Annotated in this window: 12 protein-coding genes and 2 pseudogenes; 8 read left to right on the top strand and 6 right to left on the bottom strand. The window is 68.8% G+C overall.

The annotated features are described in order from the left end of the window. The 3 genes and pseudogenes from RT309_RS05645 to RT309_RS05635 all read right to left on the bottom strand — a co-directional run. A pseudogene (locus tag RT309_RS05645) lies at positions 1-229 on the bottom strand (folate-binding protein); the annotation flags it as partial. Between the two features lies 1 nt (position 230). Continuing rightward, complete coding sequence (locus RT309_RS05640) at positions 231-833, bottom strand: FABP family protein (RefSeq protein WP_313355904.1); 603 nt, start codon at positions 831-833, stop codon at positions 231-233. 190 nt (positions 834-1,023) lie between these two features. Next, positions 1,024-1,317: a hypothetical protein gene (locus RT309_RS05635; protein ID WP_313355903.1), complete on the bottom strand. Its 294-nt coding sequence runs from the start codon at positions 1,315-1,317 to the stop codon at positions 1,024-1,026. A gap of 85 nt (positions 1,318-1,402) precedes the next feature. Between RT309_RS05635 and RT309_RS05630 the strand changes: the two genes are divergently transcribed. The 8 genes from RT309_RS05630 (at position 1,403) to RT309_RS05595 (ending at position 10,521) form a co-directional block, all read left to right on the top strand. After that, positions 1,403-2,080, top strand: coding sequence for a response regulator transcription factor (locus RT309_RS05630; RefSeq protein WP_313355902.1), 678 nt, complete (start codon positions 1,403-1,405; stop codon positions 2,078-2,080). A 40-nt stretch (positions 2,081-2,120) separates the two neighbouring features. Then, positions 2,121-4,289: an RNA degradosome polyphosphate kinase gene (locus tag RT309_RS05625; RefSeq protein WP_313355901.1), complete on the top strand. Its 2,169-nt coding sequence runs from the start codon at positions 2,121-2,123 to the stop codon at positions 4,287-4,289. After that, positions 4,286-5,224: an NUDIX domain-containing protein gene (locus tag RT309_RS05620; RefSeq protein WP_313355900.1), complete on the top strand. Its 939-nt coding sequence runs from the start codon at positions 4,286-4,288 to the stop codon at positions 5,222-5,224. The genes RT309_RS05625 and RT309_RS05620 overlap by 4 nt, the downstream gene beginning before the upstream one ends. A 147-nt stretch (positions 5,225-5,371) precedes the next feature. Next, on the top strand, positions 5,372-6,463 hold the full coding sequence (gene pstS, locus RT309_RS05615) for a phosphate ABC transporter substrate-binding protein PstS (protein ID WP_313355899.1): 1,092 nt from the start codon (positions 5,372-5,374) through the stop codon (positions 6,461-6,463). Between the two features lie 101 nt (positions 6,464-6,564). Further along, positions 6,565-7,521 (top strand): phosphate ABC transporter permease subunit PstC, encoded by a 957-nt coding sequence (gene pstC / locus RT309_RS05610; protein ID WP_313355898.1) that lies wholly within the window; start codon positions 6,565-6,567, stop codon positions 7,519-7,521. Position 7,522: 1 nt separating this feature from the next. Further along, positions 7,523-8,605 (top strand): phosphate ABC transporter permease PstA, encoded by a 1,083-nt coding sequence (pstA, locus tag RT309_RS05605; RefSeq protein ID WP_313355897.1) that lies wholly within the window; start codon positions 7,523-7,525, stop codon positions 8,603-8,605. Positions 8,606-8,633: 28 nt separating this feature from the next. Beyond that, positions 8,634-9,413, top strand: coding sequence for a phosphate ABC transporter ATP-binding protein PstB (gene pstB / locus RT309_RS05600; RefSeq protein ID WP_313355896.1), 780 nt, complete (start codon positions 8,634-8,636; stop codon positions 9,411-9,413). A gap of 244 nt (positions 9,414-9,657) precedes the next feature. Then, entirely contained in the window at positions 9,658-10,521 is an 864-nt protein-coding gene (locus tag RT309_RS05595; protein ID WP_313355895.1) for a type IV toxin-antitoxin system AbiEi family antitoxin domain-containing protein, read from the top strand. Positions 10,522-10,675: 154 nt separating this feature from the next. On the opposite strand, the gene RT309_RS05590 is transcribed toward RT309_RS05595, so the two are convergent. From RT309_RS05590 to RT309_RS05580, 3 genes and pseudogenes are all read right to left on the bottom strand, one after another. Next, entirely contained in the window at positions 10,676-11,557 is an 882-nt protein-coding gene (locus RT309_RS05590) for an aminodeoxychorismate lyase (protein ID WP_313355894.1), read from the bottom strand. A 294-nt stretch (positions 11,558-11,851) separates the two neighbouring features. Then, positions 11,852-12,425: pseudogene (locus RT309_RS05585) on the bottom strand (DNA-directed RNA polymerase subunit beta). A 29-nt stretch (positions 12,426-12,454) separates the two neighbouring features. Continuing rightward, positions 12,455-12,835: anti-sigma factor (locus RT309_RS05580; protein ID WP_313355893.1), on the bottom strand; the 381-nt coding region annotated here is incomplete at its 5' end.

Here is a 12,835-nt window from a genome sequence, read left to right as displayed (position 1 = left end):
CGAGCAGCTCGGTGCTGTCGCCGGCCCGCAGCCCGGCGACCGCCTGCGAGGTGATCGAGTCGAGCCAGGTCAGCCGGTCGACGCCGGACACCTCGATGAGCTCGCGGTCGGTTAGCGGCGCGAGCGCCTCACCGGATGCCAGGCGGCGCTGCTCGATGAGCGGGTTGCCGAAGTGGGCGATCAGATCGCCCTCGCGCACCGCGCCGACGATGCCGTCGAACGACGCCATGTCAGACCTTCCCCAGCCGGGCGGAGGCGTGCGACCTCAGCTTCTCGCCGAGGGCGGTGATGTCCCACGCCCAGAGCAGGTGACCGTCGACCAGGCCGTACATGCGGGTGGCCGCCGAGTACGACTTCGCTCCGGCCGGGCGCACCACGGCATCCGTCGCGATGTCGATGCGGGGACCGGCGATGCGGCCCAGGTACAGCTCGAGCGTCCCGTCGGAGTGCGTCACCGAGACCTCCAGCGGGAACCCGTCGTCGGTGCGCAGCGCCTCGATGTCGTCGACCGTCCGCGGCGTCGGCTCAGAGGTGGGCGGAAGCAGGGCGGGCCCCGGATCGGCATCGGTGCGCGGACGAGCAAGGCGCCAGTAGCCGGTCTCGGCAAGCAGGGCGACGGGCTCGTCGGTGCCCTCGGCACCGAGGAACGACGCGGTCGCGGCGTAGCTCAGGTACGGACCGCCGTCGTGGCTGAAGCTCACTCGGTGCGAGAACTCGCCCTGGAAGCGCTGCTCGCCCGCGGTGTACTCGATCACGCCGGTGCCCTCCCAGACACCGAGCAGCCACGACAGCGGCGCGAGGTCAGCCGGAAGGTCGGTCGGCAGCTGGATCACGACGACGTCGGATCAGCGCTGGCCGCGGAACAGGTTGACGAGCACGACGCCGGAGACGAAGGCGATCGCGAGGCTCGCCAGCCCCAGCAGGCCGAGGTAGAAGAATTCGAGCGCGACGAGGTCCATGCCGACCACTCTACCCCTCCCCTCGGCGGGCTGATCGGATGCCGACGGCCGGGCGGAGGCAGGGTCAGAGTGCGGAGGCGAGCGCGGCGATCCCGAACACCGCCGAGACCGCACCCATGATCATCAGGGCACCGACGACGCTTCCCGCCATCCGGACGATGAAGCCCTCGGCGCGACCGTATGCGAGCTGCACGGCGAACGACACCAGCACGATGCCGCCGAATGCGATCAGCAGCCAGCCGACCCTGTCCTCCTCAGGCAGCACGAAGCCGAGAGCGACCGCGACCACGAGGGACACGATCCAGACCGCGACCATGCCGCGGAAGGCGCTGCGCGGGGCGAGGGCCGGTTCAGACATGGTGACATCGTAACGGCCTCGCCTGCGGGCATCCCGTGCTCCGGCATCCCGTCATGCGAGGAGCGCCCGCCACTAGCATTGACGCGTGGTCCTCGTGCTGGCACTCACCTCTGCTCCCGAAGGGGATCCGGCACTGCCCGCGCTCGAGCTGCTGCCGCACAGCATCCGGCGCCACCCTCTGGACACCACCCGCCTTCTCGATCTGCCCGAGCGCGACGTCGTGATCGTCGACGCACGCGGCGACCTCGTGGCGGCCAGGGCCGCCTGCCGGCTGCTGCGCACCGCGGGAGCCGAAGCGCCGGTGCTGCTCGTGGTCACCGAGGGCGGTCTGAGCGCGATCGCGTCGGACTGGGGGTTCGACGACGTGATCCTGTGCACGGCGGGGCCCGCCGAGATCGACGCGAGGCTGCGGCTCGCGCTCGCGCGGGCGGATGCCGCAGCCCCCGCTCACGTTCAGGCCTCAGGCATCACGATCGACGAGCAGTCGTACTCCGCCAAGCTGCACGGGAAGCCGCTGGATCTGACGTACAAGGAGTTCCAGCTGCTGCATTTCCTGGCGACCCACCCGTCTCGGGTCTTCACGCGCGAGCAGCTGCTGAGCGACGTGTGGGGATACGACTACTTCGGCGGCACCCGCACCGTCGATGTGCACGTGCGGCGACTGCGCGCGAAGCTCGGCGACGCCGAGCAGATCATCGGCACCGTGCGCAACGTCGGCTACCGGTTCAATCTGCACGACGAGCCCGCAGCCGCAGCGAACTGAGTTCACTCATCCGTCGCCGGTGGATGCAAGGATGTACCCCATGATGGAACCCGCCCTTGTCGACGCCGGCCTCGGAGATGCCGAAGACGATGACTTCGATGCGCACGAGGCTCCGGACGCGGTGCTCCCCGATCACCGCTACCACGACCGCGAGCTGAGCTGGCTGGCCTTCAACCAGCGCGTGCTCGAACTGGCCGAGGATCCGTCGCTGCCCGAACTGGAGCGGGCGAACTTCCTCGCGATCTTCGCCAGCAACCTCGACGAGTTCTTCATGGTCAGAGTGGCCGGCCTCAAGCGCCGCATCCTCACCGGCCTCGCCGTGCCCACCAACGTCGGCCGTTCGCCTAGCGACGTGCTCGCCGACATCTCCCACGATGCGTACACGCTTCAGCTCCGCCATGCCGCCGCGTGGAACGACCTCGTCCGCCCGGCGCTCGCCGACGCCGGCATCGAGATCACCGAGTGGGACGACCTCACCGACGCCGAGCGCGGCGCGCTCGGCGAGTACTTCCAGGCACAGGTCTTCCCCGTGCTCATGCCTCTCGCCGTCGACCCCGCGCACCCGTTCCCATACATCTCCGGTCTGTCGCTGAACCTCGCGATCCGCATCCGCAACGCACGCACCGGGCGGCAGGACTTCGCCCGGCTCAAGGTGCCTACCATGCTGCCGCGCTTCGTCGAGGTGCCCGGCACGAGCCCGATCACCCGGTTCATCCGGCTCGAGGAGCTCATCGCCAACCACCTCGGCGATCTCTTCCCCGGCATGGAGGTGCTCGACCACCACGCGTTCCGCCTCACCCGCAACGAGGACGTCGAGATCGAGGAGGACGAGAGCGAGAACCTCATCCAGGCGCTCGAGGCCGAGCTGCTGCGGCGCCGGTTCGGACCCCCGATCCGTCTCGAGATCACCGACGACATGGACGAGGTGACTCTCGAGCTGCTGATCAGGGAGCTCGACATCACCGATCAGGAGGTCTACCGGCTGCCCGGGCCGCTGGACCTTCGCGGGCTGTTCGATCTGGGACGCCTCGACCGCCCGGATCTGCGCTATCCGCCGCACGTTCCCACCACGGCCGTGGCGTTCCAGCCGGGTGACAGCAACGAGCGCCCCGACATCTTCCGCGCGATCGGCAAGGCCGATGTGCTCGTGCACCACCCCTACGAGTCGTTCGCGACGAGTGTGCAGGCCTTCCTCGACCAGGCTGCCCGCGACCCGCACGTGCTCGCCATCAAGCAGACGCTGTACCGCACTTCCGGCGACAGCCCGATCGTGCAGGCGCTGATCGACGCGGCCGAGTCCGGCAAGCAGGTGCTCGCCCTGGTCGAGGTGAAGGCGCGCTTCGACGAGGCGAACAACATCGTCTGGGCGCGCAAGCTCGAGAAGGCCGGAGTGCACGTGGTGTACGGCCTGGTCGGGCTGAAGACGCACTGCAAGCTCGCGCTCGTCATCCGCCAGGAGGAGGGCATGCTGCGCCACTACTCGCACATCGGCACGGGCAACTACAACCCGAAGACCAGCCGCATCTATGAGGACTTCGGGCTGTTCACCGCCGACCCGCAGGTCGGCAAGGACCTCACCCGGCTGTTCAACGAGCTCAGCGGATACGCGATCGAGAAGAAGTTCAAGCGCCTGCTCGTCGCGCCCCGTCACCTGCGCAAGGGGCTGATGCGCCACATCGACGCGGAGCGTGCGAACGCCGAGGCGGGCAAGCCCGCCCGCATCCGCATCAAGGTCAACTCGATGGTCGACGAGGAGATCATCGACGGCCTGTACCGGGCCAGCATGGCCGGGGTGAAGGTGGATGTCTGGGTGCGCGGCATCTGCAGCCTGCGGGTGGACCTGCCGGGCGTGAGCGACAACATCACCGTCCGCAGCATCCTCGGCCGGTACCTGGAGCACTCCCGGCTGTTCATGTTCGACAACGACGGAGAACCGATCGTCTACATCGGCAGCGCCGACATGATGCACCGCAACCTCGACCGTCGCGTCGAGGCGCTGGTGCGCCTGCGCGAGCCCGCGCACCTGCAGGAGCTGCACGACCTGTTCGACCTGGCGATGGATCCGCAGACCAATTCCTGGCATCTGGGCGAGGGCGGTGAGTGGACGCGGGTCGCCGAGGTCGACGGACAGCCCCTGGTCGATCTGCAGGATCTGACGATGGCGAGTGTGCAGGGCCGCCGGCGACGCAGCAAGCGCTCGATCCGATGAGCGACTCGGCGGTCTACGCGGCGGGCGCGATCGTCTGGCGGATGGTCGACGACAAACTGAAGGTGCTGCTGATCCATCGCACGAAGTACCGCGATGTGACACTGCCGAAGGGCAAGGTCGACCCCGGCGAGATGCTCGCCGAGACCGCCGTGCGCGAGGTGCGCGAGGAGACCGGCATCCGGGTGTCGCTGGGCGTGCCGGTCGGCGTCAGCAAGTACTGGATGCGCCCGAAGCGGCAGAAGGTCGTGCACTACTGGGCTGCGGAGGCCACCGACGACGCGATCCGCGCATCGTCGTTCGTGCCGAACGGTGAGATCTCCGGCGTCGAATGGGTGAGTCTCAAGAAGGCGCGCAAGCACCTGAGCTACCCGGTCGATGTCGAGATCCTCGACAACTTCATCCGGCTCGTCGACGACGGCGTGCTGCACACCTTCCCCATCATCGCCCTGCGGCATGCCAAGGCCGTATCGCGATCCGACTGGCACGAGGCGGATGCCGCTCGGCCACTCACCGACAAGGGCCTGCGGCAGGCGAAGGCGATCGTCGGGCCGCTGCGCGCGTTCGGCGTGCGCCGCATCGTCACCAGCGACGCGGTGCGGTGCACGCAGACGGTCGCTCCCCTCGAGCGCAAGCTGGGCCGGACAGCCCGGCAGACGCCGAAGCTCAGTCAGGATGCGTGGGACGCCGACACCGCAGACGTGCGCTCCGTGATCGGGCGACGAGTGCGCTCACGCAAGGCGACGGTGCTGTGCAGCCACGCGCCGGTGCTTCCGGGCATCCTGTCAGAACTCGCACTCGCCACCGGGACCGTCCCCGGCTCCTACATCGACAGTGCCAGCGCCCTGAACCCCGCGGCGTTCTCGGTCGTGCACCTGTCTGCCACCAACCCCGGCTCGGGGATCATCTCGATCGAGACCCACGAGCCGAAGGTCTGATCCCGTGCACCGAGGGTGCGGTCCGACTGGCCCCTCCTCGTTCACCTTCCGTTCACCTCTCGGGGAGAGTCTCGTTAACCAGGGCTCCTACCGTCACTGTGTGCCCTGCACCGGGCCATACACATTCCCCGATCGAACGGATCCACAGTGAAGATCACCCGCATCGCTCGTCTCAGCGCCGTCGGCGCTGTCGCCGCCCTCGCACTCGCCGGCTGCGCCGCGAACGAAGCCCCCGCAGGAGACTCGGCCGCCGCTTCGGAGCTCGAGGGCACGCTGAAGGCAACCGGCGCCTCGTCGCAGGGCTCGGCGCAGGAGGCCTGGGTCGCCGCCTTCCAGACCGCCAACAGCGGCGTCACCATCAACTACGAGCCCACCGGGTCGGGAACGGGACGCGAGAACTTCATCGCCGGCGCGAGCGACTTCATCGGCTCCGACCGCGCGTTCAAGCTCGACGAGTTCGGCGACGGGTTCAAGACCTGCGCGTCGGAGAACATCGTCGAGGTGCCGTTGTACATCTCGCCCGTCGCGGTCGCCTTCAACCTCGAGGGCGTCGACGAGCTCAACCTCGACGCGAAGACCATCGCAGGCATCTTCGCCGGCACGATCACCAACTGGAACGATCCGGCGATCGCCGCTCAGAACGCGGGAGTCAAGCTTCCCGATCTGGCGATCTCGCCCGTGCACCGCTCGGACGACTCGGGCACCACCGAGACCTTCACCGCCTACCTGAACGCGACCGCTCCCGACGTGTGGGCCGACGAGGCCGATGGCGTGTGGCCGCTGCAGGGCGGCGAAGCCGCCCAGGGCACCTCGGGCGTCGTGCAGGCGATCAAGGCCGGCAACGGCGCGATCGGCTACGCCGACGCCTCCCAGACCCAGGAGCTCGGCCAGGTCAAGGTCGGCGTCGAGGGCGAGTACGTCGCGTACTCGGCCGAGGCCGCCGCCGCGCTGGTCGAGGCCTCGCCGCTCGAGGAGGGTCGCGGAGACGCCGACCTCGTCTTCGACGTCGACCCGGCAGCCGCTCCGGCAGGCGCCTACCCGATCGCCCTGGTCAGCTACCTGATCGCATGCGAGCAGTACGAGGACGAGAACACCGCCGCACTCGTGAAGGCGTACTTCGAGTACGTGGCGAGCGAGGACGGCCAGAAGGCTGCGGCGGACAACGCCGGCAGCGCACCGATCTCGGACGGCCTGCGCGAGAAGGTGCTCGCCGCCATCGACACGATCAAGGTCGGCTGACCCATCACCCTCAGCTGACTCTCCGGTGCCCCCGCGTCCGATCCGGCGCGGGGGCATCGGAGAGTCAGCTCGCAGATGAACTTCGACCCGAAACGGAGACCATGAGCACGACGACCAGGCAGGCGCAGCCTGCCCCGATCAGAGCCAAGCAGCGCCTCGGCGACCGGGTGTTCTCGGGCAGCGCCCTCGGCGCCGGCATCATCATCCTCGTCGTGCTCGCAGCGGTCGCCGCGTTCCTCATCGTCCAGAGCCTGCCGGCCTTCGCACCCGACACCAGCGACAACCACATCCTCGATGGTCGTTCGTTCTGGGAGTACGTCGGTCCCCTCGCCTTCGGCACGGTCTGGGCGTCGTTCCTCGCGCTGCTCATGGCCACCCCGATCGCGATCGGCATCGCCCTGTTCATCTCGCACTACGCGCCCCGGCGCCTCGCCGGCGTGCTGGGCTACGTCATCGACCTTCTCGCCGCCGTGCCCTCGGTCGTCTTCGGACTCTGGGGCGGACTGGTGCTCGCACCCCTGCTGCAGCCCGTGTACGCCTGGCTCAACGAGAACGCCGGCTGGATCCCGATCTTCGGCGGTCAGGTCTCGTCAACGGGCAAGACGATCATGACCGCGGCCGTCGTGCTCGCCGTCATGGTCATCCCGATCATGACCGCCATCTGCCGCGAGGTGTTCCTGCAGACCCCGAAGCTGCACGAGGAGGCGGCCCTCGCCCTCGGCGCCACCCGCTGGGAGATGGTGCGCATGGCCGTGCTGCCCTTCGCGCGCGGCGGCATGGTCTCGGCCGTCATGCTCGCGCTGGGCCGAGCCCTCGGCGAGACGATGGCCGTGACCATGGTGCTCTCCCCCGCAGCGGTGTACAGCTTCCTCGTGCTCACCGCCACCAACCCGACGCCGATCCCCGCGAACATCGCACTCGCATTCCCCGAGGCGCACGACACGGGAGTCAACACCCTCATCGCCACCGGTCTTGTGCTGTTCGTCGTGACCTTCGCGGTCAACGCGCTGGCCCGCTGGATCGTGGCCCGTCGCGCCGAGTTCTCTGGAGCGAACTGACATGACCACGCTCAGCGCCGCACGCGCATCCTCCTCGCTCACCGCCGGCCGGCTCGCCTCGTGGGCGCCGTGGGCGCTGCTCGGGGCATCCCTCGCCACCGCGTTCACGGTCTTCGCACTCGGGGCCATCGGCGCCGACCCGGCGGACTTCAACATCGCCGGCGCCGTCATCGTCGGCGTGCTGATCTACATGGTCCTCATCACGCTCGTCTCGTCGATCGCCGAGAGCCGCCGCAAGGCCGTCGACCGGCTGATGACGGCGCTCGTCACCTCCGCGTTCGTCGTCGCGCTGCTGCCGCTGATCTCGCTGCTGTGGACGGTCGTCGCCAACGGCGCCAGCCGATTCGACGCCGAGTTCTTCAGCTACTCGATGCGCAACATCGTCGGCGAGGGCGGCGGCATCGTGCACGCCATCTGGGGCACGGTGCTCGTCACCCTCACCGCCACGCTGATCGCCGTGCCGGTGGGCCTGATGACGTCGATCTATCTCGTCGAATACGGCCGCGGCCGCATCGCCAAGGGCATCACGTTCCTCGTCGACGTGATGACGGGCATCCCGTCGATCGTCGCCGGTCTGTTCATCTACTCCGTCTTCGCCTTGCTCGTGCGGCCGGGCATCTCGATGGGACTGATGGGTGCGCTCGCCCTGGCGGTGCTGATGGTTCCGGTGGTGGTGCGCGGCAGCGAGGAGCTGCTGCGGATCGTGCCGAACGAGCTGCGGGAGGCGTCGTACGCGCTGGGTGTGCCCAAGTGGCTGACCATCCTGAAGATCGTGCTGCCCACCTCGATCGCCGGCATCACCACCTCGGTGATGCTCGCGATCTCCCGTGTCATCGGCGAGACCGCGCCGCTGCTGCTCACTGCGGGATTCACCGCCAGCCTCAACACGAACCTGGTGAACGGTCAGATGATGACGCTGCCGGTGTTCGTCTACAACTCGTACATGAATCAGGGCACAGCGGCCGACGCCTCGGTCGCGCGCGCCTGGGCCGGTGCCCTCACCCTGATCCTCATCGTCATGCTGCTGAACCTGCTCGCGCGCCTGATCGCCAAGTGGTTCGCCCCGAAGACCGCCGGCCGTTGAGCCGCACCCGAACCTGAAGGAACCTGACATGTCCAAGAGCATCGAAGTCAACGACCTCAACGTCTACTACGGCGACTTCCTCGCCGTCGAGGGCGTCTCCCTCGAGATCCAGCCGCGCAGCGTGACCGCGTTCATCGGCCCGTCGGGCTGCGGCAAGTCCACGTTCCTGCGCACGCTGAACCGCATGCACGAGGTCATCCCCGGCGCCCGCGTCGAGGGCGAGGTGCTTCTCGACGGCAAGGACCTGTACGGTGCGGGCGTCGACCCGGTGCTCGTGCGCCGGCAGGTGGGCATGGTCTTCCAGCGCCCGAACCCGTTCCCGACGATGTCGATCAAGGAGAACGTGCTCGCCGGGGTGAAGCTGAACAACGGCAAAATGTCGAAGAGCGATCAGGATGACCTGGTCGAGGAGTCGCTGATGGGCGCGAACCTGTGGAACGAGGTCAAGGATCGCCTCGACAAGCCGGGCTCCGGGCTCTCTGGTGGTCAGCAGCAGCGTCTGTGCATCGCCCGCGCGATCGCCGTGTCACCCGAGGTGCTGCTGATGGACGAGCCGTGCTCGGCCCTCGACCCGATCTCGACCTTCGCGATCGAAGAGCTCATCCAGGATCTGAAGAACGAGTACACGATCGTGATCGTGACCCACAACATGCAGCAGGCGAGCCGCGTGTCCGACAAGACGGCGTTCTTCAACATCGCGGGCACCGGCAAGCCCGGCAAGCTGATCGAGTTCGACGACACCGCCACGATCTTCACCACGCCGGCCGTGCAGGCCACCGAGGACTACGTGTCGGGCCGCTTCGGGTAGCCGCTGCAATTCCGCCTCGCCTGTCGGGCTCTTCAGATCAGTCGCTCGCAAACCGGCGTGTCGCTCACCGACACGCCGGTTCGTGCGCATCCGGTCTGGGATCTCCGACCGGCCCACCTCTCTCCACACCCCGCTTTCGGCTGCGTGTTGTCCACATCACCCGGCATTCGCACGACCGGGTCGCCGGCGCACCGGGCATGGTCGATGGATGCTTGCACGCATCGCACTCGGCACTCATGGTCCTGTGGCGCGCACCTCAGACCTCATGCTCCTCGGCGTGCGCGAGCGGGAGCTCACCCGCGCTGTCCGCGCGGGTGAGATCGTGCGGCTGCGGCAGGGCGTCTATGCCCTGCCGAACGTGCCGAGCGCTTTTCGTCACGCCGTCGAGCACGGTGGCGTTCCCGCCTGCGCTGAAGCTGCGCGACTGCACGGGCTCTGGGTACTGCAGGGGGCGGACGATCACGTGTGGATGGGTACGGCGGGAGGGCCGCACGGCGGGTGCACCGCCGAGGCATCGCCGGGAGAGACTCCAGCATGTCGGGTGCACTGGGATGACGGTGCCGCCATCACAGGCGAGCTGCCACCGGTGCACAACGTGCTGCTGCAGCTGTCGCAGTGTGAGAGCGAGGAGACGTTCTTCGCCGCTTACGAATCAGCGCTCCGGCTCTCGAAGATCTCGCCGGCCGGCATCGCCTGGCTTTGGCGGCACATCGTCGTCTCGTCGCGATGGCTGCTGGACATCGCCCATTCGGATGCTGACAGCGGGCTCGAGTCGATCGTTCGACTGCGTCTGCACCGACTGGGCATCCGGGTGCGGACTCAGGTCGGCGTTCCCGGGGTCGGCGAAGTGGACATCGTCATCGGCGATCGACTGCTGATCGAATGCGACGGCCGTGAGAACCACGAACGCGAGACGCAACGGCACAAGGATCTGATCCGCGATGCCGCCGCCGCAGCGCTCGGCTACGAGACTCTGCGCTTCGATTACGCGTTGATCGTGCACGACTGGCCGCGCGTCGAAGCCGCCATCGTCGCGAAGGTCCGCGACGGCGCGCATCTGCGAGCGCTCAGTCCCGGCATCCCGGATCGGAAGCGCCGGACCGCCTGAACTCCAGGAGTGCGGACATCCGGGGAGTGCGGCCGCGGGCATCCCGGGCCTCGTGCTCTTGTCGGAAGTATCAGACCGTCCGGACCGCGGGCGGCGTGTCCGTGCCGCCGATGCCGCGGCGCGCACGAACGGACTGAGATCTCCGACGACGCGGTCAGCGCGGGGAGAGCAGGTAGGCGTTCAGTTCGGCGGTCAGGTCGGGGTCGGATGCCAGGGGCGCGCCGTCGACGGCGGTGATCAGCGCGGCGAGACGGATGCTCGACACCAGCCAGGCCGCGTCGGCCTTCGTCAGGTCGGATGCCGACAGGGTCTCGTAGCGGGTGCGGAATCCGCGGGACTCCAGGTGCTCGAACACGCTGAGCTGGGTAGTTCCATGCAGGATGCCACCCGCCGGTGCCGGTGTGAGGAACTCGTCACCCGCGCGGATGATCAGCGATGCGGTCGGCGCTTCGAGCACGTACCCGTCGCGGGTGACGAAGATCGCGTCGTCGGCTCCGCGCCGCTTGGCTTCGCGGAGAGCTGCCATGTTCACCGCGTACGACAGCGTCTTCGCACCGAGCAGCAGCCAGGGCGCCCGCTCCCCCACGCCCAGGTCGTAGCCCCGGTCGAGGGTGACGACCTTCACTCCGTGCCGTCGCACGGCGCTGAAGTCGGGGGCCGCCGCCACGGTCGCCCACGCGGTCGGGGCCGGCCCGTGCTCGACCCCGCGGCTGAGAATGAGCTTGACGACGGCCTCGCCCGCAGGCGCCTGCGCGGAGACGACCTCGACAGCCTGACGCCACTGGGCGAGGTTCGGCGCGGGGAGGTCGCACAGGCGCGCCGAGTGCGCGAGTCGCTGCACGTGCGCCTCGACCTCGTTCGCGTGCCCGTCGACGACGCCGATCGACTCGAACACGCCGTCGCCGCGCTGCGTGCTGAGCTCGCCCACGCTGAGCGCCGGTGCGGCGACATCCATCGGCGTGAACGTCTCGCCGAAATCCGCGCGGTCGTCGGCGACATCGGCGGGGGCGATCATGAGGGCGAAGCGCGAGGACATGTGCACAGCCTAAGGCGACGGGAATGTCCGTGCCGCTGACGCGTTACACTTGTTCGGCCGGGCCGCATAACCCCGGGCTCCAATATTCGCCGCTGCGAGCGGCCTTCCGCCGAGAGGCGTTCTTGCGGTCCGGCTTTTCTTCTGCCCTCCCGCGCACCGAGTGCTCTGTGTGGGAGATGTCAGAGCATCCGCGCCCGAGACGGCGTGTCGACGCTGGACGCACCGGCCCGCGGCGGAACGGCCTGAGATTCCCGACAAGGGCGACAAGGGCGACGAGCGCGTGCTCGGGCGGACTCAGGTCAGCGTGCCGCGCCGCCATGCGGCCGCAGCGGCGGTGAGATCCTCGGCATAGGTCGTCAGCCGCAGCGCCCGGCGGGTGAGATCGCTCGCCCGCTGCGGCTCGGTCGGCTCGTAGTCGTCTGCCGTGTAGGTCGCACCGGATGCCTGCACGCGGCAGTACGCGGCGGCGCGCTCGAGCGCCACCGCGAAGTCGCCTCGGAACACTCCCCGCAGGATCGCGTCGACCAGGTCGACCAGCTCGCTCGGATCGGCCGGAGCCGGTGCGCCGGCGATCGCCGCGTCGGCGGTGCGCAGTTCGACGCGTCCGCGCTCGCCGCCACAGCGTGCCGGGCAGTGAGCGGGCGGGCGCGTGCGACCAGAGCTCTGCGATCTCGTCGATGCCGTTCTCGGCCGCGAACGCGAGAAGCCGCTCGGTGATCGCGCCCGACTCGTCGCTGCGCGCGCGCTCGAGCAGAGCGGATGCGGTGGCGTGGGCGACGCGCGACTGCTCGGCCGGGTCGGCCTCGCCGACGATGTTGTCGAAAGCCGCGGGCGGCCTGCGGACAGGGCGGTGGAACTGCTCGGGCATCCGTCAAGGGTACGCCCGGTGGGCCCGGTTCAGGCGGTGGGGATGACGATGATCGGGTCGGTCGTCGGCAATCCGGACGGCGAGCCGCCGGCCTGCTCGATCGTCACCGCGATGACATCACCGGCGTGCATGGGCTCGTCGAGCAGCGCCGTCGCCGTGCCGTCGTCGGCGTCGAAGACGCCTGCCGCGATCGGCTCGTCGCCGCGGACGAACCACAGCTCGTAGCTCCTGTCGGCGCCGAGATCGTCGAGTCCGGATGCCACGAGCACAGCCTTGCCCACCTCGCCCGACCAGTGTGCGGTGGCGGTGGCTCCGGAGTCGAGCCGCACCTTCGCCTGCTCGGCATCCGGAGCGGACCGGATCTCGTCGAGCGCGACGACGGATGCCGGTCGCTGCAGCTGCGAGACCAC

The sequence above is a fragment of the Microbacterium sp. genome (assembly GCF_032084865.1).
GTDB lineage: Bacteria > Actinomycetota > Actinomycetes > Actinomycetales > Microbacteriaceae > Microbacterium.
The sequence above is the reverse complement of the archived record's forward strand: the minus strand, read 5'-3'. Positions and strand labels throughout refer to the sequence as shown.

Excerpts from the sequence above, each read along its gene's own strand:
- pstC (WP_313355898.1), top strand. The coding sequence starts at position 6,565 with ATGAGCACGACGACCAGGCAGGCGCAGCCTGCCCCGATCAGAGCCAAG.
- RT309_RS05635 (WP_313355903.1), bottom strand. The coding sequence starts at position 1,317 with ATGTCTGAACCGGCCCTCGCCCCGCGCAGCGCCTTCCGCGGCATGGTC.
- RT309_RS05590 (WP_313355894.1), bottom strand. The coding sequence starts at position 11,557 with ATGTCCTCGCGCTTCGCCCTCATGATCGCCCCCGCCGATGTCGCCGAC.
- pstA (WP_313355897.1), top strand. The coding sequence starts at position 7,523 with ATGACCACGCTCAGCGCCGCACGCGCATCCTCCTCGCTCACCGCCGGC.
- RT309_RS05625 (WP_313355901.1), top strand. The coding sequence starts at position 2,121 with ATGATGGAACCCGCCCTTGTCGACGCCGGCCTCGGAGATGCCGAAGAC.
- pstB (WP_313355896.1), top strand. The coding sequence starts at position 8,634 with ATGTCCAAGAGCATCGAAGTCAACGACCTCAACGTCTACTACGGCGAC.
- RT309_RS05620 (WP_313355900.1), top strand. The coding sequence starts at position 4,286 with ATGAGCGACTCGGCGGTCTACGCGGCGGGCGCGATCGTCTGGCGGATG.